Raw genomic sequence first — 25,799 nt, 5'->3', positions numbered from 1 at the left:
GCCGCCGGCATGGTGCGCCGGCGGCTCTGTGCTGCCTGAGGTGGATCAGGATGGGTCGGCCGGCCATCCCCGGCCGCCGCCGATCACCCCCTTCTCGATGGCCTTGGCCGCTCCGTCGGCCTCGGCCTGGGTCAGCGTGCCATCGGCAACGGCGTCGTCGAGGCGGGTCTTGAGGGCCGCGATGCGTTCGGCCTTGCGCTCCGCCTGGATCTCGTCGAGGGCCCTCTGGACCGTCGTCTGGTCGAGGCCGAGCGACTGGGCGAGGGACGCCGCGAACGCGGACTCCCTCGCCTCCCGGTCCGGTCGCTCGCGGGTCGCGCCGGTGTCCGTCGGCTTGTTGGCGTCGCGGAAGGCCTCGAGAGCCTCGGTCACCGTGGCCTCGTCGACGCCGAGCTTGGAGGCGAGCTCGGCGGCGTCCGCGCCGACGCCGCGGTGCCCCCGCCAGCCCTTGCCCGCGCCGTCCGGCGTCGCGCCGTCCGTTGCCGTGCCGTCCGCGCTCGCGCTGGCCGACGGCGTGGGCGTGGGCGCCGTGGCGGCCGACGCCGCGGTGGCGACGCCGAGGCCCGCGCCGAGCGTCAGGAGCGCGGCGGCCGCGCCCAGGGCGATCTTCTTCTTCTCGATCATGTCTTCTCCTCGGTTCTGCTGGCCCGCCGGCTGCTGCGGCAGCCGGTCGGCGGGCGGTACAGACTCAGGATCGAGGCGGAGGTTAGGGGCGTACCTTCCGGGACCTGTCGACGGCCTGTGAACCACAGGAGAAACGGCGAGGGGGTCCGCACCTGTTCGGTGCGGACCCCCTCCCGGTTGCGAGCGTCCTGCAGACGCTGGGCCGCCGGTGGCCCGCTGTGGCGGGACCGGCGGAGTCTTGTCAGGCCCGGCGGACGAGCACGCCCTCGGACTTGAGGAAGAGCTGGCGCTCATGCCCCGTGGGGACGATCCAGAGGACGTTCCCGCTCAGCGAGACCTCCTCGACCTCCCCGGTCGCGATGACCTGCGCGTGCCGCACGATCTCGACCGCGTCCCCGGCCCTGAGCACCCCCCAGTTCTCCACCGGCGCCTGGTGTGCCTCGCGTCTGGTGAGAACTGCTCCTCGTGCCTTCATGTAGACGTTCACTCCTTTGTGGTGTCTGCGTGCTGTTCTGGACTTGGTGTTGACCGCTGCGCCGCCCGACGAACCCCGACTGTGGGATTTGTCATAGCGACCCTCCCTTTCTATCGTGTCCTCGAGGGCTCTGCTATGTGGACCCTGACGAGGAATGTCAGAAACCGCTATGCATTAGCCCAACGGCTTACTGACACTCTGTCAGCGAAGGCCGCCGACGGCGGCGTCCACGGCTTCGAGGAGCTCTCCCGAGGCGAGGACGCGGTCCGCCTCTTCGAGCTCGGGCGACATGAACCGGTCGGCGCCCGGCCCCTGGACCGTCCGGCGGAGCACCTCGAGGGCCGCGGCGCCGCCCGGGCCGGGGACCAGCGCGCCGTCGGACATCGCCGTGCGGATGTCGATCGCGCGGGCCGCCGCGACGAGCTCGATCGCGAGGACGCGGCGCAGGTTCTCGACGGCCTTGCGGAGCTTGCGCGCCGCGTGCCAGCCCATCGAGACGTGGTCCTCCTGCATCGCCGAGCTCGGGATCGAGTCCACAGAGGCGGGCACCGCGAGGCGCTTGCAGTCCGAGACGAGGCCCGCCTGCGTGTACTGGGCGATCATGAGGCCCGAGTCGACGCCCGGATCGTCCGCGAGGAACGCGGGCAGGCCGTGCGAGCGGGCTGGGTCGAGCATGCGGTCCGTGCGGCGCTCCGCGATCGAGGCGAGGTCCGCGACGGCGATCGCGAGGAAGTCGAGGACATACGCGACCGGGGCCCCGTGGAAGTTGCCGTTCGAGCTTACGCGGCCGTCCGGCAGCACGACGGGATTGTCGATCGCGGCCTCGAGCTCCCGCTGGGCCACGGTCGCGGCGTGCGCGATCGTGTCCCGGACGGCGCCGGAGACCTGCGGCGCACAGCGCAGCGAGTAGGCGTCCTGGACGCGCGAGTCGCCCTCCTTGTGCGAGGCCACGATCGCCGAATCGCGCAGGACGGCGAGCATGTTCGCGGCCGCATCCGCCTGGCCCGGATGCGGGCGCAGCGGCGTGTGCAGCTCGGGCAGGAAGACCTGGTCCGTCCCGAGCAGGCCCTCGACCGAGAGGGCCGCCGTGACGTCCGCCGTCTTCACGAGCTGGCCAAGGTCGTGCAGGGCCAGGAGGAGCATGCCGAGCATGCCCTCGGTGCCGTTGATGAGCGCGAGGCCCTCCTTCTCCGCCAAGGTGACCGGCGCGATGCCCGCCTCGGCGAGCAGCTCCGCCGTCGGACGCTGACCGGCGCCGCCGAACTGCTCCCCCTCGGGGCCCACAGCCTCGCCCTCGCCCATGAGGACGAGCGCGATGTGGCTCAGCGGCGCGAGGTCGCCCGAGCAGCCGAGCGAGCCGAACTCGCGCACGACCGGCGTGATGCCGGCGTTGAGCAGCTTGACGAACGCCTCGAGGACCACAGGGCGCACGCCCGTCCGGCCCGAGGCGAGGGTCTTGGCGCGCAGGAGCATGAGCGCGCGGACCACCTCGCGCTCGACCGCGGGGCCCATGCCGGCCGCGTGCGAGCGGATGAGGGACTTCTGCAGCTGCGTGCGCTTCTCCTGCGGGATGTGCAGGGTCGCGAGGGCGCCGAAGCCGGTCGAGATGCCGTAGGCGGGCGTCTCGGACGCGGCGAGCTTCTCGACGTGGGCGCGGACGCGGGCGACGGCGTCGAGCGCCTCGGGCGCAATGCTCACCCGTGCGCCGTGGCGGGCGACGGCGACGACGTCGTCCGGCGTGAGGCCGTGGGTCGAGAGCGTGACCTCGGAGGGGAGGTGGGTCTCGGGGGATGCGGTGAGGGTCATGTCAGGGGTTCCTTACTTGGCTTCGCGCGTCTCAGACATCGGGATCTTGACGCCGCGCTCGGCGGCGACCTCGGTGGCGCGCTCGTAGCCGGCGTCGGCGTGGCGGATCACGCCCATGCCGGGGTCGTTGGTCAGCAGGGCGGTGAGCTTCGCGGCGGCGAGCTCGGTGCCGTCGGCGACGGAGACCTGGCCGGCGTGGATCGAGCGGCCGATGCCGACGCCGCCGCCGTGGTGGATCGAGACCCAGGTCGCGCCGGAGGACGCGGCGGTGAGGGCGTTCAGGAGGGGCCAGTCGGCGATCGCGTCGGAGCCGTCCTTCATGGCCTCGGTCTCGCGGTAGGGGGAGGCCACGGAGCCGGAGTCGAGGTGGTCGCGGCCGATCACGATCGGGGCCTTGACCTTGCCCTCGGCGACGAGCCTGTTGAAGAGCAGGCCGGCCTGGTGGCGCTCGCCGTAGCCGAGCCAGCAGATGCGGGCCGGGAGGCCCTCGAACTCGACGAACTCGCCTGCGGCGTCGATCCAGCGGTGCAGGTGCTCGTTCTCCGGGAAGAGCTCCTTGATCGCCTCATCGGTGACGCGGATGTCCTCCGGGTCCCCGGACAGGGCGACCCAGCGGAACGGGCCGAGGCCCTCGCAGAAGAGCGGGCGGATGTAGGCCGGGACGAAGCCCGGGAACTCGAAGGCGCGCTCGTAGCCGCCCTTGCGGGCCTCGTCGCGGATCGAGTTGCCGTAGTCGAAGACCTCGGCGCCGGTGTCCTGGAACTCGACCATGGCCTGGACGTGGCGGGCCATCGAGTTCTGCGCCTTCTTCGTGAAGCCCTCCGGGTCCGCCTCGGCCTCGTGGTGCCACTGCTCGACCGAGTACTCGGTGGGCAGGTACGAGAGCGGGTCGTGCGCGGAGGTCTGGTCCGTGACGATGTCCACGGTGAGCTCGCCTGCCTTGTGGCGGCGCAGGACCTCGGGGAACACCTCTGCGGCGTTGCCGACGTACCCGACCGAGAGGGCGCGGCCCTCGGCCTTGGCGGCGGTGACCTTGGCCAGGGCGGCGTCGAGGTCGGTCTCGACCTCGTCGAGGTAGCGCTTGCCGGCGCGCCGGCGGAGGCGGGTCTCGTCGACGTCGACGATGAGCACGGCGCCGCCATTGAGGGTCACGGCCAGCGGCTGGGCCCCGCCCATGCCGCCGCAGCCGCCCGTGAGGGTCAGGGTGCCCTGGAGCGAGCCGTTGAAGCGCTTGGCCGCGACCGCCGCGAAGGTCTCGTAGGTGCCCTGGAGGATGCCCTGGGTGCCGATGTAGATCCACGAACCGGCGGTCATCTGGCCGTACATCATGAGGCCCTCGGCCTCGAGGCGGCGGAACTCGGGCCAGGTCGCCCAGTCGCCCACGAGGTTCGAGTTCGCGATGAGCACGCGCGGGGCCCACGTGTTGGTGCGGAAGACGCCGACCGGCTTGCCGGACTGGACGAGGAGGGTCTCGTCGTCGTCCATCTCGCGCAGGGTCTCGACGATCGCGTCGAACGCCTTCCACGAGCGCGCCGCGCGGCCCGTGCCGCCGTAGACGACGAGGCTGTCCGGGTGCTCGGCCACCTCCGGGTCGAGGTTGTTCATGAGCATGCGCAGCGGCGCCTCGGTCTGCCAGGACTTGGCCGTGAGCTCCGTCCCGCGCGGGGCGCGGACCGGGCGGGCGCCGGTGGTGAAGTCTGCCTTCGGGGTGGTGGTCATCGTGACTCCTGCGTCAGCGGTTCGGTGTCGAGGGGCGGGCCCTGCACGGGCCTTCTGCATCAATGACACCGCGCGGGGAGCCCCGCGAACAGGGATTTCGAGAGGGTCTGGTCTGGAATGACAGACACGCCGGGCGGCTGGCGCCCGGCGCACGACGGCGGGCACTCGCCGTCGTGCGCCCCCGCCCGGTGACCCGCGGGCGGGGGCGTGGTTCACTGGAGAGCGGGCGCTCGGTGCCGAGGCGTGAGGGGGGACATGGACTGGTCCGATCCGGGGGCATGGCGCCGGCTCCTGCTCGAGGGCGCATGGGGCCGGGCCGCGCGCTCCCGCAACCCGCGGGGCCGGCACATCCTCGGGGCGGCCTCGGCCGTGTGCGGGGCGTCGGCCCTCGCCGGTGCCCTGGCGATCTCGTGGTATCTCAGCTCGGGCCTCGGCTGGTACGGCCCGCGCGCGGAGGCCGAGCTTGGCCCGTGGATCCTGATCCAGTGGAACGCGATGTACGCCGCGTGGGTCTGCGCCGGGGCGGCCGTCGGCGGGCTGGCGTGCGGAATCTCCTCGCTGTTCCTGCGGTGGTCGCTCGGGCTCACGCTCGCCGGGATTGGACTCTCCGCGGGCGCGGCCGCGGCGACGGTCCACGCCTACGGGCTGTTCTTCTGGAACCACCTCTAGCCGCCGTTGCGGGGTCACCTCCCAGCGTTGCGAGGTCACCTCCCAGCGTTGCGAGGTCACCTCCCAGCGTTGCGAGGTCACCTCCCGTCGGGCCAGCCCAAGACCGAAGAGCTTCTGGCACTCGGCACCGCCTTGCGCGCATTCGCACTCGTGTCGCCGTCGCAGGCTGGGGCAGACGCCGGCGAACTCAAAGCGAGCGTGTGCTTCGCGAAGGGGCTCTCCCAGGAGGGTGACCTCGCATCGTAGGGATGTGACTTCGCATCGCAGGGAGCTGACCCCGCAACGTTGGGAGGTGACCCCTCAACGATCGGGGTTGGTCAGCCGCGGCCGTAGATCCTTGCCGAGAGCTCTCCCGCCACGCGGTGGACGCGCTTCGCCAGGTCCTCGCGCTCCCCGGCCGGCATGCGCTCGGCCTGGTAGGTCACGGCGACCGCCGCCGTCGGCCATCCCGTGTGGTCCAGCACGGCGGAGGCAACGGACGAGAGCCCCGAAGTGACCTCGCCCTCCTCGGTCGAGTAGCCGCGCTGGCGGACCTGGTCGAGCTCGGACTGGAGGGCCGCGTACGAGCGGATCTGCTCGCCCTCCTCCGTGCGGGACGAGAACGCCGCGGCGTTCGGGTAGAGCGCGCGCACCTGGGACTTCGGCAGGGCGGCGAGGATCGCGCGGCCGCTCGCGGTGAGGTGGCTCGGCAGCCGGACGCCGACGTCGGTCACGAGCGAGGGCCGGTTCTTCGCGCGCTCCTCGACGATGTACAGGACGTCGCGCCCGTGCAGGACGGCGAGGTGGGCGCTCTCCCCGATCGCGTCGACGAGCGCCGCGAGCACGGGCCGGCCCAGTCGCGAGAGGGGCTCCTGCCGCGAGTACGCGCTCGAGAGCTCGAACGCCCCGATCCCGAGCCCGTAGCGCTGCTCCTCGGCAAGGTGCAGGACGAAGCCGTTCTGCTCCATGACCGCGAGCAGGTGGTACACGGTCGAGCGGGGGAGGCCGAGCTGGGTCGCGATCGCCGACGCCGGTTGGGGGCCGCGCCGGGACGCGAGCAGGCGCAGGATGCGCAGCGTGCTCTCGGCCGCGGGGACCTTGGACTTCTGGGCGGGCTCGGGCATGGCGGGGACCTCAGCGTCGACGTGTCTGTAATACCGAACTCCAGTGTGCGCGCGAACGACGGCTGCGCGCACCCGCCGTCGTCGGCAACTAGTCCGGGATACCGGACATACCGTATGTCTGCGATCCGAGACGGCCGCGCCCCGTGACAGCACTCACAGACCTCGGCGGTCCGGGAGGGTGGTAGGGATCCTTCCCAGAGTCGTGAGGTACCCCCATGCACACCCCCCTGAAGAATCCCGCCGCGCTCAGCCGCGGCCTCAACGTCCGGCACATCCGGTTCATGGCCCTAGGCTCGGCCATCGGAACCGGGCTCTTCTACGGCTCAGCCTCGGCGATCCAGGCCGCCGGCCCCGCCGTCCTCATCGCGTACATGGTCGCGGGCGCGGCCGTGTTCATGGTCATGCGCGCCCTCGGCGAGATGGCCGTCCGGCATCCCGTCTCGGGCTCCTTCGGGCAGTACGCCGGCCGCTACCTCGGCCCCTTCGCGGGCTTCGCGACGGGGTGGACCTACGTGTTCGAGATGGCGATCGTGGCCCTCGCCGACGTCACGGCGTTCGGCATCTACATGGGCTTCTGGTTCCCCGAGGTGGACCGCTGGATCTGGATCGCCGCCGTCATCCTCTTCCTGACAGCCGTGAACCTGCTCAGCGTCAAGGTCTTCGGCGAACTCGAGTTCTGGCTCACCCTCGTCAAGGTCGCCGCGATCATCGCGATGATCGTGGGCGGCGCGGCGCTCATCGTGTTCGGATTCTCCTCCGCGGGCGGCCAGGCCGGCCCGCACCAGCTCGTCGAGCACGGCGGGCTCCTGCCCAACGGCTTCGGGGGTCTGCTCGCGGCGTTCTCGGTGGTGGTGTTCGCGTTCGGCGGCGTCGAGACGCTCGGCGTCACGGCCGGCGAGGCCGCCGACCCCAAGCGGGCCATCCCCGGCGCCGTCAACACGGTGCCGGTGCGCATCCTCGTCTTCTACGTCCTGACCCTCGCGGTGCTCATGAGCCTCTTCCCGTGGAACCTCGTCGGCGCGGAGGGAAGCCCGTTCGTGCAGATCTTCGACGGCCTCGGCATCCCCGGCGCCGCGCACGTGCTCAACGCCGTCGTCATCACGGCCGCGCTCTCGGCCATCAACTCGGACATCTTCGGCGCCGGGCGCGTCCTGTTCGGCCTCGCCCAGCAGGGGCACGCGCCGTCGTCCTTCGCGAAGGTGTCGCGGCGCGGAGTGCCGTGGATGACGGTCGTCGTGATGACCGGGGTGCTCGCCGTCGGCGTTGTGCTCAACGCCGTCATTCCGAAGGACGTGTTCACCGTCATCGCCTCGATCGCGACCTTCGCGACCGTGTTCGTGTGGTGCATGATCCTCGCGAGCCATGTGGCCATGAAGCGCGAGATCCGGCGCGCAGGGCTTGCCCCGAGCGAGTTCCCGTCGCCGCTGTGGCCCGCTGCGTCGGTGGCGGCGATCGCGTTCCTCGCGCTCGTCGTCGTGCTCCTGGGCTGGTTCGAGGCCACGCGCGTCGCGCTCGTCGTGGGCGCGGCGTGGATCGGGCTGCTCGCCGCGGCCTACGCGCTGTGGGTGCGCGGGGACGGACGACGCCGGCCCGCCCTGCGCGACGAGACCTCGCCGGTGCCGGTGGTCGCCCCGGCCGAAGAACGCGCGCGGGTGTAGGGGACCTGGGCGCCCACGCCAGGTCACATGGTCATCGTTTCTTCCTCCGCGATCCTGATCAGGCGGAGTTCGTCCTCCACGGCGTGGGCCGGCCAGTAGTCCTTCGCCAGCTCGTCTGCCCAGGTCTTGTCTGCTGCCGGGAAGAGCTTGGCGAGCAGCCCGGCCGCCTGGAGCAGGGCGATGAGGGCCACGGTCCTGTCGTCGGGCGCCTTGGCACGCGGCTTCGCGGTCTCGGGCGACCCTCCCTCGGGCGTCCCGGCCTCTGCAGTCGCCGTCTCAGCCGCCCCGCCGTCAGCCGCCGTGGAGCCCACCGCCCCGGGACCGTAGGGGGCGCCGCCGAGCGCGGCCTCGATCCTCCCCAGGAGCGTCGCCTCCGGAGCGTGGTCCTTCTCCGCGTAGCGTCTGGCCCGGAACCATCCCCGGTGCCCTTCGCCGACGCGTTCCAAGACGCCCAGGGACTCCATCCCCTCGTAGACGCGCTGCACTTCGGCGCGGCCCTCCAGCATGGAGACCCACTGCTTGGGGGTGTGGGGCCGGGACTTGCCTCGGATGAGCTCCAGCTCCTGCTGGAAGTCCGTGGCGGGGGCGGTGCCGGTGGCCCTGACGTGCTTGCCCTGCAGCTCGATCGCGCCAAGCAGGTCCAGCTCGGCGAGGATTGCCCCTGCCAGCGTGGTCCGCAGCGCGAAGACCGGCACCTCGGGCCTGCCGTCCTTGTCGTTGGTGGCCAGGAGCAGGAAGGCCTGAGGGAGGCTCAGTTCCACGGCCCGGGGCGTGTCGGCATCCATACGTTCATGGTGGCGCAGCCCGGCTGCCACGACAACGAGTGACGCCGAGGCGCGTGAGGCGCGCGAAACTGCACAACTCAGGGCGGTTCCTGCCTCCGTGAAGAGAGAATCGGCCCTGAGTTGTGCAGTTTCCGACGGGTCTGCCGACTACCGAGCCGACCAGCCGCCGTCCATCGTGTACGACGCGCCGGTGACCATGCCGGCGTCGTCCGAGGCGAGCCACGCGACGAGCGAGGCGACCTCCTCGGGCTCGACGAGGCGCTTGACGGCCATCTCGGTCAGCATGACCTTCTCCAGGACCTCGGCCTCGGGGATGCTGTGGGTCGCGGCCTGGTCCGAGATCTGCCGCTCGACGAGGGCCGTGCGCACGTACCCCGGGCTGACGCAGTTCGAGGTGACCCCGTGCTCCGCGCCCTCGAGGGCCGTGACCTTCGAGAGCCCCTCGAGCGCGTGCTTGGCCGCGACGTAGGCGCCCTTGAACGCGGAGGCGCGGATGCCGTGCACCGAGCTGAGGTTGATCACCCGGCCCCAGCCGCGGCCGTACATGTGCGGCAGGGCGGCGCGGATGAGGAGGAAGGGCGCCTCGACCATGAGCCGCTGGATGCGGCGGAAGGCCTCGGGCTCGAATTCGTGTAGCGGGGCGACCTTCTGGATGCCGGCGTTATTGACAAGGATGTCGCAGTCGAGGCGCAGGTCCTCGAGGGCGGGGGTGTCGAGCAGGTCCACGGCCCACGCGCTGCCGCCGAGGTCCGCGGCGAGCTTCTCGGCGCCGTCCCGGTCGAGGTCTGCGACGACGACGTGGGCCCCGCGCTCGGCCAGGGCCCGGGAGGCGGCGGCGCCGATGCCCGCCGCTCCCCCGGTCACGAGAGCCTTGCGCCCGGCGAGGCTCACGCCGTGGCCTTCGCGTCGGCGGACTCGCCGCGCAGCTTCGCGGCGTCCGCGGCGTCGAGGGCGTGGAGCGAGGCGCCCTTTGTCTCGCGCATGCTCACCACGGTGACGGCGGTGATGACGCCCGCAACGAGCAGGTAGACGGCGGTGGGCCACCACGAGCCAGTGGACTTGAGCCATTCGGTGGCGAAGACCGGGGCGAGCGAGCCCGCGACGATCGAGGTGACCTGGTAGGAGATCGAGACGCCCGAGTAGCGCATGCGGGTCGGGAACATCTCTGCCATGATGGCCGGCTGGCTGGCGTACATGAGGGCGTGGAAGGCCAGGCCGACGATGATGGCCAGCAGGATCACGGCCGTGTTCTGCGTGCCGAAGGCCGGGAAGGCCCAGAAGCCCCACGTGCCGCCGAGGACCGCGCCGGCGAGGTAGACGGGCCTGCGGCCGAGGGTGTCCGCGAGGCGGCCGACGATGGGGATGACCACGAAGTGGGCGATGTGGGCGATCGCGATGACGCCCAGGATCGAGGACGTGTTCATCTTCAGGCCCGTGCCGAGGTACACGATCGAGAAGCTGACCACGAGGTAGTACATGATGTTCTCCGCGAAGCGCAGGCCCATGCCGGTGAGGATGCCGCGCGGGTAGCGCTTGATGACCTCGAAGACGCCGTAGCCGACGGCCTTCTCGCTCTCCAGCTCGACCTTGGCGGCCTCGAAGATGGGCGCGTCCGTGATCTTGGTGCGGATGTAGTAGCCCACGAGGACAACGATGGCGGAGAGCCAGAACGCGACGCGCCAGCCCCAGCCGAGGAAGGCGTCCTCGGTCAGGGTCATGGACATGATCCACAGGACGGCGGTCGCGAGCAGGTTGCCCACGGGGACGGCTGCCTGGGGCCACGAGGCCCAGAAGGCGCGCTGCTTGTCCGGGGAGTGCTCCGCGACGAGGAGGACGGCGCCGCCCCACTCGCCGCCGAGGGCGAGGCCCTGGACGAAGCGCAGGAGCACGAGGAGGATCGGGGCCCACAGCCCGATCTGGGCGAACGTGGGCAGGCAGCCCATGAGGACGGTCGCGGCGCCGATCAGGAGGATCGTGATCTGCAGGGTCGCCTTGCGGCCGAGCTTGTCGCCGAGGTGGCCGAAGACGACGCCACCGAGGGGGCGGGAGATAAAGCCGACGGCGTAGGTCAGGAACGCGGCGATGATCGCGTCGTACTCGTTGCCCATCTTCGGCAGAAGCACCTTGTTGAACACGAGGGCCGCCGCGGTCGCGTAGAGGAAGAAGTCGTACCACTCAACGACCGTGCCGGCCATCGAAGCCGAGACGATGCGCTTGAGGAGCGACGGGTCGGTCTGGCCTGGCTGGCCGGCGGAGCGCTGGTCGACGCTCATGGGTTCCCTCCTGGTGTCTTCGGTGACACGGGTCTTCGGTGAACACGGGCTCACATTTCTGCTCGCGTGGGCGTCTTCCCTGTGTGACCGCCACTACGCTCCCGACGAGTATTTCCCGCACATCGATGCGCACTCAATGGCCAATCAGGCACCGATTGTGTGCAGAAATGCAGACAGGCCCGGGCTGCGCTCACTATCGTGGGCCGCATGACGACGGCGTCCCCCTCCCCGAGCCTGCTCCTGGTCCTCCTCGAGGTGTCCCGCAGCGGGAAGTTCACGACGGCGGGCGAGACCCTGGGCCTCAACCACACCACGGTCGCGCGCAAGATCGCGGCGCTCGAGAAGGCCCTCGGCGGGCGGGTCCTCGCGCGGGCGGCCGGGGGCTGGGAGCTGACACCGCTCGGCGAGCGGGCGGTGGGCGTGGCCGGGCAGGTCGCCCAGGCGGTGGCGCGGCTCGGGCCCGGGGCCTCGGACCCGGTCACCGGGACGGTGCGTATGACGGCGACGGACGGCTTCAGCGCGTACATCGCCTCCCCGGCCGTGGCGGGGCTCAGGGCTCAGCACCCGGACCTCACGGTCGAGCTCGTGACCGTGACGCGTCGGGCGATGCAGCAGCGCTCGGGCGTGGACATCGAGGTCGTCGTGGGCGAGCCTCAGGTCCACCGCGCCCAGGCCGTCCGGCTCGGCGAGTACACGCTCGGGATGTACGCCTCGAGGGACTATCTTTCGCGCCACGGCACGCCGACGACTCCCGAGGAGCTGGCCCGGCACGGCCTCGTCTACTTCGTGGACTCGATGCTGCAGGTCGACGACCTCGACGCGCCCCGTCGCCTCGCGCCCGAGATGCGGGACGGGCTCACCTCGACCAACGTCTTCGTCCACGTCGAAGCGACGCGCGCCGGCGCGGGCGTCGGGTTCCTGCCCTGCTTCATGGCGGACCGTCACCCGGACCTCGTCCGACTGCTGCCCGGGCGCTTCCGCGAGCAGCTCCCGTACTGGATGGTGCTGCGGCCCGACTCGCTGCGGCAGCCCGCGGTCGCCGCCGTGGCGGAGGCCTTGCGGGCCGAGACCGAGAAGGCGCGGCCGATGCTGCTCGGCCGGGCCTCGGAGGGTGGGGGCTAGGGGACGGGCGGGGACGCGGGACGGTCCTCGGACTCCGGCCCTCGCGTGGCCCCCTGGCGCGGGTCCCTCCGCGGAGGTGCGTCGCCGATCCATGCCCGGACCTCGGCGTCCTCCCACACTTGGGCCGGAAGGGCGCCGCCGAGCAGCCGGCGGCGCAGCGCGGGCGAGGCGGGGATCGGCGTCGCGCTTCCCGCGATGATGATGTTGCCGTAGCGGCGGCCCTTGAGCATTGCGGGATCGGAGACTATGGCCGTGTGCCGGAAGACCTCGGCAATCGCGGCCGCCTCGATTCGCGCCGAGACATGGTCCGGGGCGCTCCCGACGTTCGCGACGTAGAGCCCCCCAGCGTCGAGGAGCCGGGCGGAGGCCTGGGTGAATTCGACGGTCGTGAGCGGATCGGGCGTGAACGAGCCCGAGAACACGTCGCGGATGACAATGTCCCGCGTCTGGGGCGTGAGGGACTCGGTGACGGCGCGCGCTTCGCCCACCCGGATGCGGACGAAGGGGGCCCGAGGCAGGTCGAACCACGCGCGCACGTAGTCGGCGAGCTTCGCGTCGAGCTCGACGACGACCTGCCGGGCGTCCGGGTAGCGGGCGGCGAGGTAGCGGGGCATGGAGCATCCGCCGCCGCCCTGGTGGAGGACACGGAGCCGGGCGGTCGGTGCGGGCGCGAAGCGGTCCTCGATCAGGGCCGTGATCCACCGCATGTACTCGAAGTCGAGGCGCAACGGATCGCTCAGGACGATGTGCGAGCTCTGTACCCCGTTGATCTTCAGGAGCCAGCCATCGGGCGAGTCGCCGTCCGCGACGAGCTCGGCCGAGCCCGTGCTGATCGGGTAGAGCCCCGGCCGCGGCCCCGGGGGTCGACTCATGGCCTCACCCGGGGGGCTGGCGGCCTGCCGTGGCGCGTCGCCCTGGGAAGGGCGCGCGGCTGTCTTGCGGCCCCCCTGTCTGCGGGCCATCAGGGCGCCACCCGGTGTGAATCCATGGCTCCCACGCTAGTCCAGCTTTCAGGGTCGGGGCATTCCCCTCCCCCGGAGTGCTGAGGCAGCCCGGACTAAGGGGAGGGGCCGTGGGCGTTAAAGTCAGAGGCTGAGTCATGTCTCGGCTCGCATCCCTCTCGATACGCATCCTCCCTCGACAAGAACAGCGGCAGCCCACGCATGACAGCCTTCGGATACCTCGCGGCCTCGATACCGCCCAGGATGGCCCTGGCGGGCTCGGCCGTCGCCATCCCCATCCTCGCGGTGCAGGAGCTCGACAGCATCGGCCTCGGCGGCGCGCTGGTTGCCGTCTCGCTCGGCCCGAGCATCATCGCCGCTCCGCTCGTGGGCGTGGCCCTCGACAGGGCGCGCCACCCCGGCCTCCTGGTCGCGGCCGCCGGGCTGCTCACGGCCGCGGCCTTCCTGCTCACGGCCTTCCTCGGGGACGTCCCGCTTCCGGCGGCCTTCGTAGCCCTTGCCGTCGCCGGGGCCGTCTCGCCGTTCTTCATGGGAGGGCTCTCGAGCTTCGTCTCGGACATGATCCCGGACCAGAAGCGCGCCTTCGCCTACGACGCGCTCTCCTACAACGTCTCGGCCGTCGCCGGGCCGGCCCTCGTCGCAGCGATCATCACGGTCCTCCCGGCCCCCGCCGCGATGGCCGTGCTGGCCGCGGCCGCCCTCTCCGGCTCGATCAGCGCGGCGGCCATCTCCCTGCCGGCCCATGGAGGGACGGGGGTCTCGCTGTGGGGATCCGTCGCGGCAGGATTCAGGCACATCTTCGGCCACCGCCCGCTCGCGGTCGTGACCCTCTCCTCGACCCTCACCCAGCTCGGACAGGGCGGACTCGCGGTTGCCGCGATCGCCCTCTCGATGGAACGCGTCGGCTCCCCCGGACAGGGTGCGCTGCTCGTGACCGCGTTCGCCGTGGGCAGCCTCCTCGGCGCCTTCGCCGAGACGGCCCGCCCCACCCGCGCCCGCCCGCACGTGGTCATGGGTGTTGGGTTCCTCGCCACCGGCGTGTTCACGATCCTGGCCGTCCTCGATCTGGGGCTCGTCTGGACGGTCATCGCGATCGGGCTCTCGGGCGCGTTCACGGCCTCGACCGCCGCCGCAATGCTGTTCCTGCGCAGCGCCCTGAGCCCCGCCGAGCTCAGGTCCCAGGTCTTCACGGTGGGCGCCGGGCTGAGGGTGAGCGCCTCGGCGGCCGGGGCCGCCCTCGCGGCATCGGCGATCAGCCTCAGCGGCGGGCTCTCGGTGGCGGCGGTCGGCGCGCTGTGGATCGCGTCCGCCGCCCTCATGGCGGCCTACCCCGGCGGGGAGTAGACCCTCAGCCGGGCGCCGACCACCCGCCGTCGACCATGAGGTTGGCGGCCGGTGACGTACGAGCTGTATTGACACTCCCCCGGCGCCCCGCGGCCACGAGAATGGTGCTATGAGCGTGGATCCATCGGCCGGCAGGGCGGCAGGCTTCGGCCTGGCCGGACGGGTCGTCGTCGTCACCGGGGCCAACGGCGGCCAGGGGCTCGCGGAGGCGCGCATGCTCGCCGACGCCGGCGCCGTCGTCCTCGCGGCGGATCTGGCGGGGGCCCCTTCACCCGCCCTCGAGGCGGTGCTGGCGGGTGCGGCCGAGACGGCGTCCTACCTCCGGCTCGACGTCTCGGACGAGGCCCAGTGGGCCGAGCTCGCCGAGGCCGCGCGGGCGGCCCACGGCCGGATCGACGGGCTCGTCAACAACGCCGGCGTCACGCGCCGCCCGCGCCTGCTCGAGGCGACGCCCCAGGATGTGCTCGAGGTCGCGGAGGTCAACGTCGTCGGTGCCCTGCTCGGCATCCAGGCCTGCGTCCCGCTCATGGGCCCGGGATCGTCGATCGTCAACGTCGGCTCTGTCGCAGCGCTCACCGCGCACTATCCGGTCGCCTACACCTCGAGCAAGTGGGCGCTCCGCGGGGTCTCGGGCGTTGCCGCGATGGAGCTCGGGCCGCGCGGGATACGGGTGAACTCGGTGCATCCGGGCTTCATCGAGACGCCCATGACGGCGAGCGCGAGCCCGGCCTTCCGCGAGGCGACGGTCGCCGAGACGCCGCTCGGCCGCACCGGCACGCCCGAGGAGGTCGCCGCCGTCGTCCTCTTCCTGCTGAGCCCGCTCGCCTCCTTTGTCACCGGAGCGGAGATTCCGGTCGACGGCGGGCAGAGCGGCCACGGCGGGGCAAAGTCGGTCTCGGACGCGCTGGGCGGCTGAACGCGGTTTTCAGGGAGACGGGCCCCTCGGGGGGGCCCGAAGCACCCGCTCCGCTGAGTGACCGCCGGCTACACGGCCTCGAGCACGCTCACGTAGTTCGCGATGCCCACGCCGCCCATGTTCTGCACGACGGCCCGCCGCGGGTCCGGCAGCTGCATCGCCCCGGCCGTGCCGGTGAGCTGCATCGCCGCGAGGACGTGCTGCGAGACGCCCGTCGCCCCGACGGGGTGGCCCTTGGCCTTGAGCCCGCCCGAGACGTTCACTGGCAAGCGCCCGTCCTTGTACACCCAGCCCTCCTGGACGGCCCGCGCGCCCTCGCCCGGCGCCGTGAGCCCCATCGCCTCGTACATGAGCAGCTCCGCGATGGTGAAGCAGTCGTGCACCTCGGCGAAGTCGACGCCGTCGAGCCCGACGCCGGCCATCGCAAAGGCACGCTCGAAGGACAGCCGCGTGGCCGCGAACGCCGTCGGGTCGCGGCGCCCCGCCGGGAGGAAGTCGTTCGCGTGCCCGAAGCCCGCGAGCCGCACCGGCGCCGTCGCCGCCACCGCGGACGGGGCGACGCTGAGCACGACGGCGGCGGCGCCGTCGGACACCGGGGAGCAGTCGGTGCGACGCAGCGGGTCGGCGACCATCGGGTTCTTGTCCGAGACGGTGCGGCAGAACTCCTCGCCGAGGTCCTTGCGCAGCTGGGCGTAGGGGTTGTCCACGCCGTTGCGCTGGTTCTTCGCCGCGATGCTGCCGAGGACGTCGGAGACGGGCCCGTACCGCTTCGCGTAGTGCTTGGCCACCTCGGCGAAGAGCGCCGTGAACCCGGCCGACGACGCCTGGCCGGCCATGTCGTAGTCCGCTCCCAGCAGCGCCGCGCCGACCTTCTCGGCCCCGGCCGGCGTCATCATCTCCGCCCCGATCACGAGGACGTTCCGCGCGGTCCCGGCGAGCAGCGCCTTGGCGCCCTGCTGCACGGCCGCGGAGCCGGAGGCGCACGCGTTCTCGACCCGCGTGGCCGGCACCCCGAGCAGGTCCGGGGAGAGCTGCAGCGCGAGCGAGGACGGGAACGCCAGCGGCATCATCCCCGCGTTGAACTGCCCGACGTAGACCTCGTCGACGTCGCGCGGCTCGAGCCCCGCGTGCGCGAGGGCCTGGCCCGCGACCTGGACTATGAGCGACTCGAGCGTCTCGTCTCCCAGCTTCCCGAAGCGGCTGTGCCCCACCCCGTGATGAGGACGTCCCTGCCGAACTGCTCCCTGAGGCTCATGCGAGCGCCCCTTCCGTCTCCTGCGCGCCAAGCACGCCCTGGTCCTCGAGGTCGACGTCGAACGGCGCCTCGGTCTTCTCCCGCACCTCGCCGAGACCCACGCCGGGGGCGAGCCGGCGCAGCACGAGCTGCCGGCCGCCGTCGTCCTCCACCACGTCGAAGACGGCAAGGTCCGTGATGATGCGGTCCACGACGCGCTGGCCGGTGAGCGGCAGCGAGCAGCGGTCCACGACCTTGGGCGAGCCGTCCTTGGCCACGTGCTCGGTGAGCACGATGATCCGCGGCGTCCCGGCGACGAGGTCCATGGCCCCGCCCATGCCCTTGACCATCTTCCCGGGGATGGTCCAGTTGGCCAGGTCGCCGTCGGCGGAGACCTGCATCGCGCCGAGCACGGCGACCTTGACGTGCCCGCCGCGGATCATGCCGAAGGAGGTCGCGGAGTCGAAGATGCTCCCGCCGGGCAGCACCGTGACGGTCTGCTTGCCCGCGTTGATCAGGTCCGCGTCCTCGTCGCCCTCGTACGGGAACGGGCCCATGCCCAGCAGCCCGTTCTCGCTCTGCAGCACGACCCGCACGCCCTCGGGCAGGTTGTTGGCGACGAGCGTCGGGATGCCGATGCCCAGGTTCACGTAGTCGCCGTCGTTCAGTTCCTCGGCCGCGATCGCGGCCATCTCATCCCGGCTCCAGGCCATGGTCTCTCCTCCTTGGACGTGGGGTGTCTCAGACGGCCGCGGACTCGCGGCGGGGGCGGACGGTGCGCTGCTCGATGTCCTTGACCCGGGGCCGGGCCTGGACGAGGTGCTGGACGTACACGCCCGGCGTGACGACGTGGTTCGGGTCCAGCTCGCCCGGCTCCAGGATGATCTCGGCCTCGGCGATCGTGACCCTGCCCGCCGTGGCCACGACAGGGTTGAAGTTCCGGGCCGTGTAGCGGTAGACGAGGTTCCCGTCGGTGTCCGCGGTGTGCGCGTGGACGAGCGCGACGTCGGCCACGATCGCCCGCTCCTGGACGTAGGCCACGCCGTCGAACTCGGCATGCGGCTTGCCCTCGGCGACGACGGTCCCCACCCCGGTGCGCGTGTAGAACGCGGGGATGCCTGCCCCGCCGGCCCGGAGCCGCTCGGCGAGCGTGCCCTGCGGCGTGAATTCGACCTCGAGCCGCCCCGACAGGTACTGCTGCGCGAACAGCCTGTTCTCACCCACGTACGAGGCGATGACCTTCCGCACCTGCCCGGCCTCGATGAGGATCCCCAGGCCCTTGCCGTCGACGCCCATGTTGTTCGACACGACCGTCAGGTCCCGCACGCCGCTGTCCCGCACGGCCTCGATGAGGTCCGCCGGGATCCCGCTGAGGCCGAAGCCCCCGACGGCGAGCGTCCCGCCGTCGTGCAGAACGGTCCCCAGCACCTCCGCAGCGTCCCCTCTGAGCTTTCTCATGCCCCTTCTCCTTCCTGCACTGTCACCACGTTGTGGACAGGCTTGTGCCTCCATCGAGGCTAGGAAGAACGACGGCGCGCGGCAACAGGGAGAGATGCCGGAGCCCCACAGCGCGGACAGACGTCGTGCGGATGTCCACATAGTGGCGAGTTTCTGCCGCGACGGCCGTCTCGGGCCGATCAGTCGGGCAGCATCAGGATCAGCACGTGCATGTCCTCGGTTCCGGTGACGCTGCTCCTGTGGCCCTTCCCGGTGGTGTCCTCGGCGAGAAGGATCGTCCCCGGCACCAGGTCCCTCGCTTCGCCGTCGCTCGCGACCATCTCGCCGGAGCCCGAAAGGTAGACCGCCATGAGGCGCTGTGGAACCGGGTGCCAGTCCCCGAACCAACCTGGAGGGACACGCTCAATGCTGAATGCGGAGGCAGGTTGCGAGGGTGACAGCAGTACCGGCGGCGCGGGCGGGACAAAGTCCGCTTCCTCGAAGGGAATGTCGAGGTCCTCGAAGTGCGACTCGCCACGGGCATCGGCGTAGATCCTCAGGTACGACACCATCGCATCTCCTCGTGTCTCGATGTTCTGAGGGGCGGCCGGCGATGACTCTCTTCCGGCTGTTCGGCCAGAGGCTAGCCGCTGGCGAAGCCGATCGCGAGAAGGCCGAAGGCTCCGAGCAGGAGCCAGGCACGGACCCCTTGGAAGGCGTCCCAGCGTCGCCTGACCCCGCGCCAGCCCTCGGGAGGCTGACGCGGATCCCACCGGGCAGTGTCCGCATTGATGGGGACGTTCACAGCCAGTGTTGTGGCCGTGGCAAGTGCCCATGCGCCGGCGGCAAGCCAACGCCAGAGAGAAGAGCCTCCCTCGCCGCCGCCCCATATGGCGTAGGCGATGAGCAACGCAATACCGAGGGGCATCAGGACCGGATAGACCCGGCCGAACGTCGAGAGCAGCCCCTGCTCAAACCTGATCTGCTCAGCATCAGGCATCCGCCGGACGACGGGGTGGACCAAGGCGTAGGAGCCGAATTCCGCGAAGGCCGCGAAGCCCACGAGCAGCAGCACGATGAAGCCCAGCAGGTCCACAGTCTGCCCTCACTTCACGACGGCGAGCGCGAAGCCGTCCCAGCCCTTCGACCCAGCCGTCTGGATGACGGTCGCGTCGAAGAGCGGCCCGCCGAGCAGCTCGAGGGCCTCGACGATCCCGGGACCGTTCTCCTCGTCCCGGCGCGGGTCGAGCATGATGCCTTCCCACACGGCATTGTCGAGGACGACGACGGTCCCCGGCCTCCCGAGCCGCACCGCCCACTCGAGGTATGCGGCGTCGTTCTGCTTGTCGGCGTCGATGAACACGAGGTCGTACGGCCCCTCGAGCCGCGGAAGGGTTGTGAGCGCGGCGCCGACGTGCACCGTGACGCGCTCGGTGAGGCCGGCAGCGGCGAAGTTCTCGCGCGCGACCTCCGCGTGCTCGGGTAGGTACTCGAGCGTGTCGAGGTGCCCGCCGTCGGGCAGCGCCTGGGCCATCCAGACGCTGCTGTACCCGGCGAGCGTGCCGACCTCGAGCACGCGCCGCGCCCCCGAGATCCGCACGAGCAGCGAGAGCAGCTTCCCCGCCGTCGGCTGCACCTCGATGGCCGGCATGCCGCGCTCGACGGCGGAGCGCAGCGCCCGCTCGTGCTCGGGGCCGGGCTTGACGACGGTCGTGGTGAGCCAGCGTTCGGCGTCGACCCACTCGGGCTTGGCGGCGTGCTCGATCATGCGGCCCAGTCTGTCCCGGGCCGCCGCATCCCGCAATTGTCGAGCTGGGGTCGGTGCGGGGGGGCCTGCACCGACCTCAGCTCGACAATTCCGGAGTCCGGTCAGGGGGCCCATGCGGGCCAGGGGCGGGGTTCAGCCCTCCTGGGCGGCGATGGCCCTCTCGAGCCGGTCGACCTTGCCCTCGATCTCGCCCGTGTGGCCCGGGCGGATGTCCGCCTTGAGCACGAGCGAGACGCGCGAGCCGTACCGGCCCACGGCCTCGGTCGCGCGCTTGACGACGTCCATGACCTCGTCCCACTCGCCCTCGATCTCGGTGAACATCGAGCTCGTGCGGTTGGGCAGTCCTGACTCGCGCACGATCCGCACGGCGGCCGCGACGGCCTCGTGGACCGAGTCGCTCGCGGCGCTCGGAGAAGAGGCGGACGACGGCGCGTCCCCGGCTGCGGCGGCGGCGCCGGCGTCGGGTGCAGGGCCCGAGGGGGCCACGGAGAAGGCGACGATCATGCGCCCAGTCTCCCACGCCGTCGTGCGCGGACGGCGCGGGCTGACGGCGCGGGCTGACTGCGCCGCCGAAGGCACGGGGGCGCCCGTCACACAGGCGACTGAGCCACTCTCGGATGGGTACTGTGAAGGCATGCAGGAACGGGCGTGGCGCAAGCCGATGCGGGCCGACGCAGCCCGCAACATCGAGAAGATCATCACCGCAGCGCTCGAATGCTTCCGCGAGGAAGGCCCCCACGTCTCGCTCAAGACGGTCGCCGACCGTGCGGGCGTGGGCCCCGCGACGCTGTTCCGGAACTTCGCCGACAAGGAGGAGCTCGTCCTCGCGGCGATCGAACGCCAGCTCAAGGTCAAGGTCGATCCGGTCACCGAGCTGGCCCTCGAGAACCGTGACCCCGCCGCCGGCCTCGTCGAGGTCCTCGGCGCCGTCATGCAGGTCGCGAACGAGGAGCACCACCTGCTCTCCGCGGTCGCAGGACGCCGGGCGCTGCTCGTGGGGCTCGCGGGCAAGCTCATCGAGTCGATGGGGGTTCTCCTCTCCCGCGGCCAGCAGCAGGGGACGCTGCGGGAGGAGCTGCGGCTCATCGACATGGTCCGGCTCGTCGCGATGCTCATCGGCGCGGGGGACACGGTCGAGCCCGGATCGATGGCATGGCAGCGGTATGTGGCCTTGGTCGAGGACGCCATCCGCACCCACCGCGAGGACCGGCCGCTGCCGCCGCTCGAGCCGATCCCCGACGTCGACCTCCCGCTCTGACCTCCCGGGCGGGACCGCCAATGACAATTTCGGTAAACTCTCGGTGAAATGGGGACGTGTCCCCATGGGAACCCCGCCGGCCACGCAGTAGGGTCGAGACCATGACGAACTATGGGGACACCGGGGCTGCAACCGGTCTTTCAATCCTTCTCAGTCTGATCTTCTTCGTGATCGCCTTCGCTGTCGCCGGACTCCTGTGGATGGGCGTCTTCACGAAGGCCCGCCGTCCCGCGTGGGAGGCGTTCGTGCCGTTCTACAACACCTACGTCCTGGTCACGCACATCGTCGGCAGGCCGGCCTGGTGGTTCTGGGTGATCATCGCCAGCTCCGTCATCCCGTTCCTGAACTTCGTCACGTGGATCGTGGCGCTCGTGTTCGGGATCCTGCTCATGAATGACCTTTCGAAGTCCTTCGGCAAGGACACCGCCTGGACCGTGGGCCTCGTCCTCCTGCCGGTCGTCTTCCTCCCGATCCTCGGCTACGGCCAGGCGCAATACCTCGGCCAGGGCGCGCTCATGGGCCCGGGCGGCTACAGCGCGCAGGGCCTCTACGGCCAGCCCCAGCAGGGCGCCCCGCAGGCCTACGGCCAGCCCTACGGCCAGGCTCCGCAGCAGGCCGCCTATGGCCAGCCGGAGCAGCAGCAGGGCTACGGCCAGCAGGGCCAGCCGCCGACGTACGGACAGCAGCCCTACGGACAGCAGGGCGAGCAGCCGAAGCAGTAGCGGCCGATCCCGGCGGAACTACTCTTCTTTCCGCGGCGCGCGGGCTTGGCGCCGTGGTCATGAGGGCGCGGATCAGCCCCAGCCCGGCCGAAGCCAGCCCGGCCGCCGTCCGCGCCGGGTCCGGGATGCCCGTCAGCCAACGGCGGCCGCCACCTGCGCGAGGACCTCGGCCGGCCGGTTGGTCGTGATCTCCTGGACGCCGACGGCGAGGCAGTGGCCCACGTCGGCCGGGTCGTCGACGGTCCAGACGCGAAGGCGCAGGCCCGCCGCGAGCCAGGCCCGCACGCGGTTCGGGTTCTCGCGCACGTAGGAGACGCCTGGGCCGGCGATGCCCACGTGGCCGGCGTCGAGGATCGCCTCGGCGTCCTGCTGCGTGGCTTTGAGCACGTTCGCGACCGCCCCGCCCGTGAACCGGCCCAGAGCCGTGGCCTGGCGCAGCTCCTTGACCGTGACGTCGTCGACGAGCATGCACACGTGCCTCGCCGGGACGCGCTCGAGCAGGTACTCGACGGCGTCGGTGTCGAAGCTCATGAAGCTGACCGTGATGTTGCCCAGGACCGAGGACTCGGGATCCCAGCCGCGCGCGGCCAGGAGCCCGAGGACCCGCTCCTCGAGCTTGAGCCGATAGGGGGACGGGTGCTTGAGCTCGATCGCGAGGCCCACGGGCCGGCCGGCCGCAGAGAGGAGGTCGAGGAGCTCGGGCAGGGTCAGGAGCTGCTGGCTCGCCGCGCCGTACTCGTCGGGGATCCGGGCGCCCTTCCACGAGGAGAAGTCGAGGTCGCGCAGCGTCGCGAGCGTGCGATCGGCCACGGGCCCGGTGCCCGTGGAGGTGCGGTCCAGGTTCGCGTCGTGGATCAGCACGACGTGCTGATCCCGGGTCAGGTGGACGTCGCACTCGACCCCATCCGCGCCGTCGGCGAGCGCCTGCAGGTAGGCCGCGCGCGTGTGCTCGGCGAACCGTGCGCTCGCGCCGCGGTGGGCGTAGACGAGGGGGCGTGGGGAGGTCATGGGAACCACCGTAGCGAATCCGGGTTCTGCGGCGAGCAAGGTCCTCGGAGCGTCTGGACGGGCAGCGGGTTGCGCACGCATACTTCGGTCGCATGAAGCCCGTGCCGGCGAACTGACTCCCATGCCGCATCACGGTCGATCCGAGGGGCCCAGGCTCGGCCTGCGCGCCAACGCCCCGCAGTTCCTGCTGCTCGTGGCGGTCAACGCGCTCGTCGGCGGGCTCGTCGGCCAGCAGCAGACCGTCCTGCCGCTGCTGGCCACGGACGAATTCGGGCTGACCGGCTTCACGGCCGTCTTCACGTACATCGCCGCCTTCGGGATCACCAAGGCAGCGAGCAACTACGCCGCCGGATCGCTCTCGGACCGCTTCGGGCGGAAGCCCGTGCTGCTGGTCGGATGGCTCGTCGCCGCCCCCGTGCCGCCCCTGCTCATCTGGGCCCCGGACTGGGGGTGGGTCGTCGCGGCGAATGTCCTGCTGGGGATCAGCCAGGGCATGACCTGGTCGACCACGGTGGTCATGAAGATCGACCTGGTCGGCCCCGCCCGCCGGGGCCTCGCCATGGGACTCAACGAGGCGGCCGGCTACGGCGCCCTCGCCCTGACCTCGCTGGCCGCGGGGCAGCTCGCAGCCGCGTATGGGCTGCGACCGGCTCCCTTCCTGCTGGGCGCGGCGTACATCGCCCTGGGGCTCGCGCTCTCGAGCCTCCTCGTGAAGGAGACCCACGGACACGCCCGTCTGGAACAGGCCAGCCCTACGCCGTCCCGGCGCGCGGTGCACGCCGCGCTCAGCGGCAGGGCCGTCTTCGCGCTCGCCACTTGGCGCGAGCCGGCCCTCGCCTCCGCCAGTCAGGCCGGCCTGGTCAACAACCTCAACTTCGGCCTGGCATGGGGCCTGTTCCCGCTGCTGTTCGCCACGGCGGGCCTTCCCCTGGGCGAGATAGCCCTGTTGTTCGCGTTCTACCCGGGAATCTGGGGAGTCGGCCAGCTGGCCACGGGCGGTCTGTCCGACCGGTTCGGCCGCAAGCGACTGATCGTCGCGGGGATGGGACTCCAGGCCGCGGCGCTGGCCGTGATCGCGGCCAGCGGGACCTTCGGCGGGTGGGCCGCAGGCACAGCCATGCTCGGCGCGGGGACGGCCATGGTCTACCCGACCCTCCTGGCCGTCATCGGGGACGTCGCGCATCCCCTCTGGCGGGGGCGCGCGGTGGGGGTCTACCGCCTCTGGCGCGACCTCGGGTACGCGGCCGGCGCCGTCGTCGGGGGCGTCACCGCCGACCTCCTCGGACTGAACGCCGCCGCTTGGGCCGCCGCGTGCATCAGCGCAGCCTCGGCCACCGCCCTGGCGCTGCGCATGTACGAGACCCATCCCCGGACGGCCCCCGGGCACTGACTCTCAGGCGACGGCGTCAGCCATGGCGGCGTCCGAGGCACCCGCCCCGTCGCCGACCCAGATGCGCGGATTGGCCCGCTCGAGCAGGCGGGACGACGGCGGGTGCGCGACCCTCACAGGGAGCGTTCGGCTGTCGGCGCGCGCGGGTAGGGTGAGTCCATGGCGACGCTCAGCAGCCCACCCACGACGCGGCCCGGGCCCGGCCGGCCCGCGACGCCCGCCCCGACCGACGCCGAACGCGCTGCGGCCCTGCGCCGCATGAAGGCCCTCGCGCTCGGACTCCTGCTGGCCATGGCGGTCGTCTTCCTCGTCGCCTTCGCGCTCCAGGGGCGCTACCCGTGGCTCGAGTACGTCCGGGCCGCGGCGGAGGGCGGCCTGGTCGGCGCGCTCGCCGACTGGTTCGCCGTCACGGCGCTGTTCCGCCACCCCCTCGGCCTCAAGATCCCGCACACGGCGATCATCCCGACGCGCAAGGACGCGATCGGCGCCTCGCTCAGCGGCTTCGTGCGGGACAACTTCCTCTCCGCGGACATCATCAAGGCCAAGCTCGACTCGGTGGACGTCGCCCGCAAGGCGGGCACGTGGCTCGCGAGCCCCACGGGGGCCGAGCGGGTCGCGAAGGAGGGCGCAGCCGTCATCCGCGGCGCGTTCACCGTGCTCAACGACGAGGACGTCCAGACAGTGGTCGAGGGGATGGTGCGCCGGCACCTCGTGGACCCCCCGTGGGGACCGCCCGTGGGCCGGCTCGCCGAGCGCGTGTTCGACGCCGGCCACCACCACTCGCTCGTCGACCTCCTCGTGGACCGGGCCTCGGACTGGGTGGCCGCGAATTACCAGACCGTCACGCGGCTCGTGACCGAGCGCTCCCCCTCGTGGGTGCCGAGCTTCGCCAACGACCTCGTGGGGGACAAGGTCTACCTCGAACTGTCCAAGTTCGTCGCCGCCGTGCAGGCCGACCCGAACCACAAGGTGCGCGGCTCGATCGACGCCTACCTCAAGGACCTCGCCCGGGACCTCCAGCACGACCCCGTCATGATCGCCCGGGCCGAGGGCATCAAGGCGCAGGTGCTCGGCGACCCCGAGGTGCGCCACCTCGCCGGGCGCACCTGGGCCACGGTCAAGAAGGCGCTGCTCGAGGCCGTCTCGGACCCGCACAGCGAGCTCCACCACCGCTTCACGACAGCGGTGCGGGACTTCGGGGCGCGGCTCGTCGAGGACGAGGAGCTCGCGGGCAAGGTCAACGCCTGGGTCGGGGACGCCGCGGGCTATGTCGTCACGACCTACCGGCACGAGATCGCTGGCGTCATCGAGGACACGGTCGCGCGGTGGGACGCCGAGGAGACCTCGCGCAAGATCGAGCTCCAGGTGGGGCGCGACCTGCAGTTCATCCGGCTCAACGGCACGGTGGTCGGCGCACTCGCGGGGCTCGCGATCTTCGCGATCGCCCAGGCCGTGTTTGGCGGCTAGGGCGTGTTGCTAAACCGATCGAGGCCGAGTCTGCGGTTGGCTGGGTGGATGGGTGAGCG

At 71.6% G+C, this 25,799-nt stretch carries 25 protein-coding genes and 1 pseudogene; 9 read left to right on the top strand and 17 right to left on the bottom strand.

Going from position 1 to position 25,799, the window contains the following annotated elements; all coding sequences use genetic code 11:
* Positions 1 to 45: 45 nt before the first annotated feature.
* The 4 genes from BV907_RS10245 to BV907_RS10230 form a co-directional block, all read right to left on the bottom strand.
* Positions 46 to 624 carry a hypothetical protein gene (locus tag BV907_RS10245; RefSeq protein WP_077489636.1) on the bottom strand — a complete coding sequence of 193 codons (579 nt, stop codon included), beginning with the start codon at positions 622 to 624 and terminating at the stop codon, positions 46 to 48.
* A 241-nt stretch (positions 625 to 865) separates the two neighbouring features.
* Positions 866 to 1,099 carry a hypothetical protein gene (locus BV907_RS10240; RefSeq protein ID WP_077489635.1) on the bottom strand — a complete coding sequence of 78 codons (234 nt, stop codon included), beginning with the start codon at positions 1,097 to 1,099 and terminating at the stop codon, positions 866 to 868.
* 201 nt (positions 1,100 to 1,300) lie between these two features.
* A complete protein-coding gene (hutH, locus tag BV907_RS10235; RefSeq protein WP_077489634.1) occupies positions 1,301 to 2,905 on the bottom strand; it encodes a histidine ammonia-lyase in 1,605 nt (534 codons plus the stop codon).
* A gap of 12 nt (positions 2,906 to 2,917) precedes the next feature.
* Complete coding sequence (locus BV907_RS10230; protein WP_077489633.1) at positions 2,918 to 4,624, bottom strand: urocanate hydratase; 1,707 nt, start codon at positions 4,622 to 4,624, stop codon at positions 2,918 to 2,920.
* 255 nt (positions 4,625 to 4,879) lie between these two features.
* Here BV907_RS10230 and BV907_RS10225 point away from each other — a divergent pair, with 255 nt between their 5' ends.
* Positions 4,880 to 5,293 carry a hypothetical protein gene (locus BV907_RS10225; RefSeq protein WP_077489632.1) on the top strand — a complete coding sequence of 138 codons (414 nt, stop codon included), beginning with the start codon at positions 4,880 to 4,882 and terminating at the stop codon, positions 5,291 to 5,293.
* Positions 5,294 to 5,610: 317 nt separating this feature from the next.
* On the opposite strand, the gene BV907_RS10220 is transcribed toward BV907_RS10225, so the two are convergent.
* Positions 5,611 to 6,396: an IclR family transcriptional regulator gene (locus BV907_RS10220; protein WP_077489631.1), complete on the bottom strand. Its 786-nt coding sequence runs from the start codon at positions 6,394 to 6,396 to the stop codon at positions 5,611 to 5,613.
* Positions 6,397 to 6,611: 215 nt separating this feature from the next.
* Here BV907_RS10220 and BV907_RS10215 point away from each other — a divergent pair, with 215 nt between their 5' ends.
* On the top strand, positions 6,612 to 8,054 hold the full coding sequence (locus BV907_RS10215) for an amino acid permease (protein WP_077489630.1): 1,443 nt from the start codon (positions 6,612 to 6,614) through the stop codon (positions 8,052 to 8,054).
* A 23-nt stretch (positions 8,055 to 8,077) separates the two neighbouring features.
* Here the strand turns inward: BV907_RS10215 and BV907_RS10210 are convergent, their stop codons facing one another.
* The 3 genes from BV907_RS10210 to BV907_RS10200 form a co-directional block, all read right to left on the bottom strand.
* Positions 8,078 to 8,839: a GOLPH3/VPS74 family protein gene (locus BV907_RS10210; RefSeq protein ID WP_077489629.1), complete on the bottom strand. Its 762-nt coding sequence runs from the start codon at positions 8,837 to 8,839 to the stop codon at positions 8,078 to 8,080.
* Between the two features lie 147 nt (positions 8,840 to 8,986).
* Complete coding sequence (locus BV907_RS10205; protein WP_139346710.1) at positions 8,987 to 9,730, bottom strand: 3-hydroxybutyrate dehydrogenase; 744 nt, start codon at positions 9,728 to 9,730, stop codon at positions 8,987 to 8,989.
* A complete protein-coding gene (locus BV907_RS10200; RefSeq protein ID WP_077489627.1) occupies positions 9,727 to 11,112 on the bottom strand; it encodes an MFS transporter in 1,386 nt (461 codons plus the stop codon). Before BV907_RS10200 ends, BV907_RS10205 begins: the two co-directional genes overlap by 4 nt.
* Positions 11,113 to 11,319: 207 nt before the next feature.
* On the opposite strand from BV907_RS10200, the gene BV907_RS10195 reads away from it, so the two are divergent.
* Entirely contained in the window at positions 11,320 to 12,234 is a 915-nt protein-coding gene (locus BV907_RS10195) for a LysR family transcriptional regulator (RefSeq protein ID WP_077489699.1), read from the top strand.
* On the opposite strand, the gene BV907_RS10190 is transcribed toward BV907_RS10195, so the two are convergent.
* Positions 12,231 to 13,106: a spermidine synthase gene (locus tag BV907_RS10190; RefSeq protein ID WP_139346709.1), complete on the bottom strand. Its 876-nt coding sequence runs from the start codon at positions 13,104 to 13,106 to the stop codon at positions 12,231 to 12,233. The two genes, BV907_RS10195 and BV907_RS10190, sit on opposite strands and share 4 nt — an antisense overlap.
* Before the next feature lie 291 nt (positions 13,107 to 13,397).
* Between BV907_RS10190 and BV907_RS10185 the strand changes: the two genes are divergently transcribed.
* Both BV907_RS10185 and BV907_RS10180 read left to right on the top strand, forming a co-directional pair.
* The gene (locus BV907_RS10185; protein ID WP_139346708.1) at positions 13,398 to 14,540 is read left to right on the top strand and encodes an MFS transporter; all 1,143 of its coding nucleotides are present in this window, start codon (positions 13,398 to 13,400) and stop codon (positions 14,538 to 14,540) included.
* A 109-nt stretch (positions 14,541 to 14,649) separates the two neighbouring features.
* Positions 14,650 to 15,456, top strand: a complete 807-nt coding sequence (locus tag BV907_RS10180; protein ID WP_077489624.1) for an SDR family NAD(P)-dependent oxidoreductase — start codon at positions 14,650 to 14,652, stop codon at positions 15,454 to 15,456.
* A gap of 68 nt (positions 15,457 to 15,524) precedes the next feature.
* On the opposite strand, the pseudogene BV907_RS10175 reads toward BV907_RS10180, so the two are convergent.
* The 7 genes and pseudogenes from BV907_RS10175 to BV907_RS10145 form a co-directional block, all read right to left on the bottom strand.
* Positions 15,525 to 16,711, bottom strand: a pseudogene (locus BV907_RS10175) (acetyl-CoA acetyltransferase).
* Positions 16,708 to 17,403 carry a CoA transferase subunit B gene (locus tag BV907_RS10170; RefSeq protein WP_077489623.1) on the bottom strand — a complete coding sequence of 232 codons (696 nt, stop codon included), beginning with the start codon at positions 17,401 to 17,403 and terminating at the stop codon, positions 16,708 to 16,710. The pseudogene BV907_RS10175 and the gene BV907_RS10170 overlap by 4 nt, the downstream one beginning before the upstream one ends.
* A 28-nt stretch (positions 17,404 to 17,431) precedes the next feature.
* The gene (locus tag BV907_RS10165) at positions 17,432 to 18,148 is read right to left on the bottom strand and encodes a CoA transferase subunit A (protein ID WP_077489622.1); all 717 of its coding nucleotides are present in this window, start codon (positions 18,146 to 18,148) and stop codon (positions 17,432 to 17,434) included.
* Positions 18,149 to 18,327: 179 nt separating this feature from the next.
* On the bottom strand, positions 18,328 to 18,699 hold the full coding sequence (locus BV907_RS10160) for a cupin domain-containing protein (protein ID WP_077489621.1): 372 nt from the start codon (positions 18,697 to 18,699) through the stop codon (positions 18,328 to 18,330).
* A gap of 71 nt (positions 18,700 to 18,770) precedes the next feature.
* Complete coding sequence (locus BV907_RS10155; RefSeq protein ID WP_139346706.1) at positions 18,771 to 19,223, bottom strand: anthrone oxygenase family protein; 453 nt, start codon at positions 19,221 to 19,223, stop codon at positions 18,771 to 18,773.
* A 9-nt stretch (positions 19,224 to 19,232) separates the two neighbouring features.
* Positions 19,233 to 19,895: an O-methyltransferase gene (locus tag BV907_RS10150; RefSeq protein WP_077489620.1), complete on the bottom strand. Its 663-nt coding sequence runs from the start codon at positions 19,893 to 19,895 to the stop codon at positions 19,233 to 19,235.
* Between the two features lie 132 nt (positions 19,896 to 20,027).
* On the bottom strand, positions 20,028 to 20,399 hold the full coding sequence (locus BV907_RS10145; protein ID WP_077489619.1) for a thiamine-binding protein: 372 nt from the start codon (positions 20,397 to 20,399) through the stop codon (positions 20,028 to 20,030).
* A gap of 130 nt (positions 20,400 to 20,529) precedes the next feature.
* Here BV907_RS10145 and BV907_RS10140 point away from each other — a divergent pair, with 130 nt between their 5' ends.
* Together BV907_RS10140 and BV907_RS18850 are read left to right on the top strand one after the other, a co-directional pair.
* Positions 20,530 to 21,153, top strand: coding sequence for a TetR/AcrR family transcriptional regulator (locus BV907_RS10140; protein ID WP_077489618.1), 624 nt, complete (start codon positions 20,530 to 20,532; stop codon positions 21,151 to 21,153).
* Between the two features lie 167 nt (positions 21,154 to 21,320).
* Positions 21,321 to 21,875 (top strand): DUF5684 domain-containing protein, encoded by a 555-nt coding sequence (locus BV907_RS18850; protein ID WP_175637430.1) that lies wholly within the window; start codon positions 21,321 to 21,323, stop codon positions 21,873 to 21,875.
* A 132-nt stretch (positions 21,876 to 22,007) separates the two neighbouring features.
* On the opposite strand, the gene BV907_RS10130 is transcribed toward BV907_RS18850, so the two are convergent.
* Positions 22,008 to 22,883 (bottom strand): glycerophosphodiester phosphodiesterase, encoded by an 876-nt coding sequence (locus BV907_RS10130; RefSeq protein ID WP_077489617.1) that lies wholly within the window; start codon positions 22,881 to 22,883, stop codon positions 22,008 to 22,010.
* Positions 22,884 to 23,004: 121 nt separating this feature from the next.
* Between BV907_RS10130 and BV907_RS10125 the strand changes: the two genes are divergently transcribed.
* Entirely contained in the window at positions 23,005 to 24,273 is a 1,269-nt protein-coding gene (locus BV907_RS10125) for an MFS transporter (protein ID WP_077489616.1), read from the top strand.
* A 159-nt stretch (positions 24,274 to 24,432) separates the two neighbouring features.
* Positions 24,433 to 25,740 carry a DUF445 domain-containing protein gene (locus BV907_RS10120; protein ID WP_077489615.1) on the top strand — a complete coding sequence of 436 codons (1,308 nt, stop codon included), beginning with the start codon at positions 24,433 to 24,435 and terminating at the stop codon, positions 25,738 to 25,740.
* The last annotated feature ends 59 nt before the right edge of the window (positions 25,741 to 25,799 follow it).

This window comes from Sinomonas mesophila (assembly GCF_001999765.1).
Lineage (GTDB): Bacteria > Actinomycetota > Actinomycetes > Actinomycetales > Micrococcaceae > Sinomonas > Sinomonas mesophila.
This window is presented reverse-complemented; position numbering and strand designations above follow the sequence as displayed.

Excerpts from the sequence above, each read along its gene's own strand:
- BV907_RS10245 (WP_077489636.1), bottom strand. The coding sequence starts at position 624 with ATGATCGAGAAGAAGAAGATCGCCCTGGGCGCGGCCGCCGCGCTCCTG.
- BV907_RS10240 (WP_077489635.1), bottom strand. The coding sequence starts at position 1,099 with ATGAAGGCACGAGGAGCAGTTCTCACCAGACGCGAGGCACACCAGGCG.
- hutH (WP_077489634.1), bottom strand. The coding sequence starts at position 2,905 with ATGACCCTCACCGCATCCCCCGAGACCCACCTCCCCTCCGAGGTCACG.
- BV907_RS10230 (WP_077489633.1), bottom strand. The coding sequence starts at position 4,624 with ATGACCACCACCCCGAAGGCAGACTTCACCACCGGCGCCCGCCCGGTC.
- BV907_RS10225 (WP_077489632.1), top strand. The coding sequence starts at position 4,880 with ATGGACTGGTCCGATCCGGGGGCATGGCGCCGGCTCCTGCTCGAGGGC.
- BV907_RS10220 (WP_077489631.1), bottom strand. The coding sequence starts at position 6,396 with ATGCCCGAGCCCGCCCAGAAGTCCAAGGTCCCCGCGGCCGAGAGCACG.
- BV907_RS10215 (WP_077489630.1), top strand. The coding sequence starts at position 6,612 with ATGCACACCCCCCTGAAGAATCCCGCCGCGCTCAGCCGCGGCCTCAAC.
- BV907_RS10210 (WP_077489629.1), bottom strand. The coding sequence starts at position 8,839 with ATGGATGCCGACACGCCCCGGGCCGTGGAACTGAGCCTCCCTCAGGCC.
- BV907_RS10200 (WP_077489627.1), bottom strand. The coding sequence starts at position 11,112 with ATGAGCGTCGACCAGCGCTCCGCCGGCCAGCCAGGCCAGACCGACCCG.
- BV907_RS10195 (WP_077489699.1), top strand. The coding sequence starts at position 11,320 with ATGACGACGGCGTCCCCCTCCCCGAGCCTGCTCCTGGTCCTCCTCGAG.
- BV907_RS10190 (WP_139346709.1), bottom strand. The coding sequence starts at position 13,106 with ATGAGTCGACCCCCGGGGCCGCGGCCGGGGCTCTACCCGATCAGCACG.
- BV907_RS10185 (WP_139346708.1), top strand. The coding sequence starts at position 13,398 with ATGACAGCCTTCGGATACCTCGCGGCCTCGATACCGCCCAGGATGGCC.
- BV907_RS10180 (WP_077489624.1), top strand. The coding sequence starts at position 14,650 with ATGAGCGTGGATCCATCGGCCGGCAGGGCGGCAGGCTTCGGCCTGGCC.
- BV907_RS10170 (WP_077489623.1), bottom strand. The coding sequence starts at position 17,403 with ATGGCCTGGAGCCGGGATGAGATGGCCGCGATCGCGGCCGAGGAACTG.
- BV907_RS10165 (WP_077489622.1), bottom strand. The coding sequence starts at position 18,148 with ATGAGAAAGCTCAGAGGGGACGCTGCGGAGGTGCTGGGGACCGTTCTG.
- BV907_RS10160 (WP_077489621.1), bottom strand. The coding sequence starts at position 18,699 with ATGGTGTCGTACCTGAGGATCTACGCCGATGCCCGTGGCGAGTCGCAC.
- BV907_RS10150 (WP_077489620.1), bottom strand. The coding sequence starts at position 19,895 with ATGATCGAGCACGCCGCCAAGCCCGAGTGGGTCGACGCCGAACGCTGG.
- BV907_RS10145 (WP_077489619.1), bottom strand. The coding sequence starts at position 20,399 with ATGATCGTCGCCTTCTCCGTGGCCCCCTCGGGCCCTGCACCCGACGCC.
- BV907_RS10140 (WP_077489618.1), top strand. The coding sequence starts at position 20,530 with ATGCAGGAACGGGCGTGGCGCAAGCCGATGCGGGCCGACGCAGCCCGC.
- BV907_RS10130 (WP_077489617.1), bottom strand. The coding sequence starts at position 22,883 with ATGACCTCCCCACGCCCCCTCGTCTACGCCCACCGCGGCGCGAGCGCA.
- BV907_RS10125 (WP_077489616.1), top strand. The coding sequence starts at position 23,005 with ATGCCGCATCACGGTCGATCCGAGGGGCCCAGGCTCGGCCTGCGCGCC.
- BV907_RS10120 (WP_077489615.1), top strand. The coding sequence starts at position 24,433 with ATGGCGACGCTCAGCAGCCCACCCACGACGCGGCCCGGGCCCGGCCGG.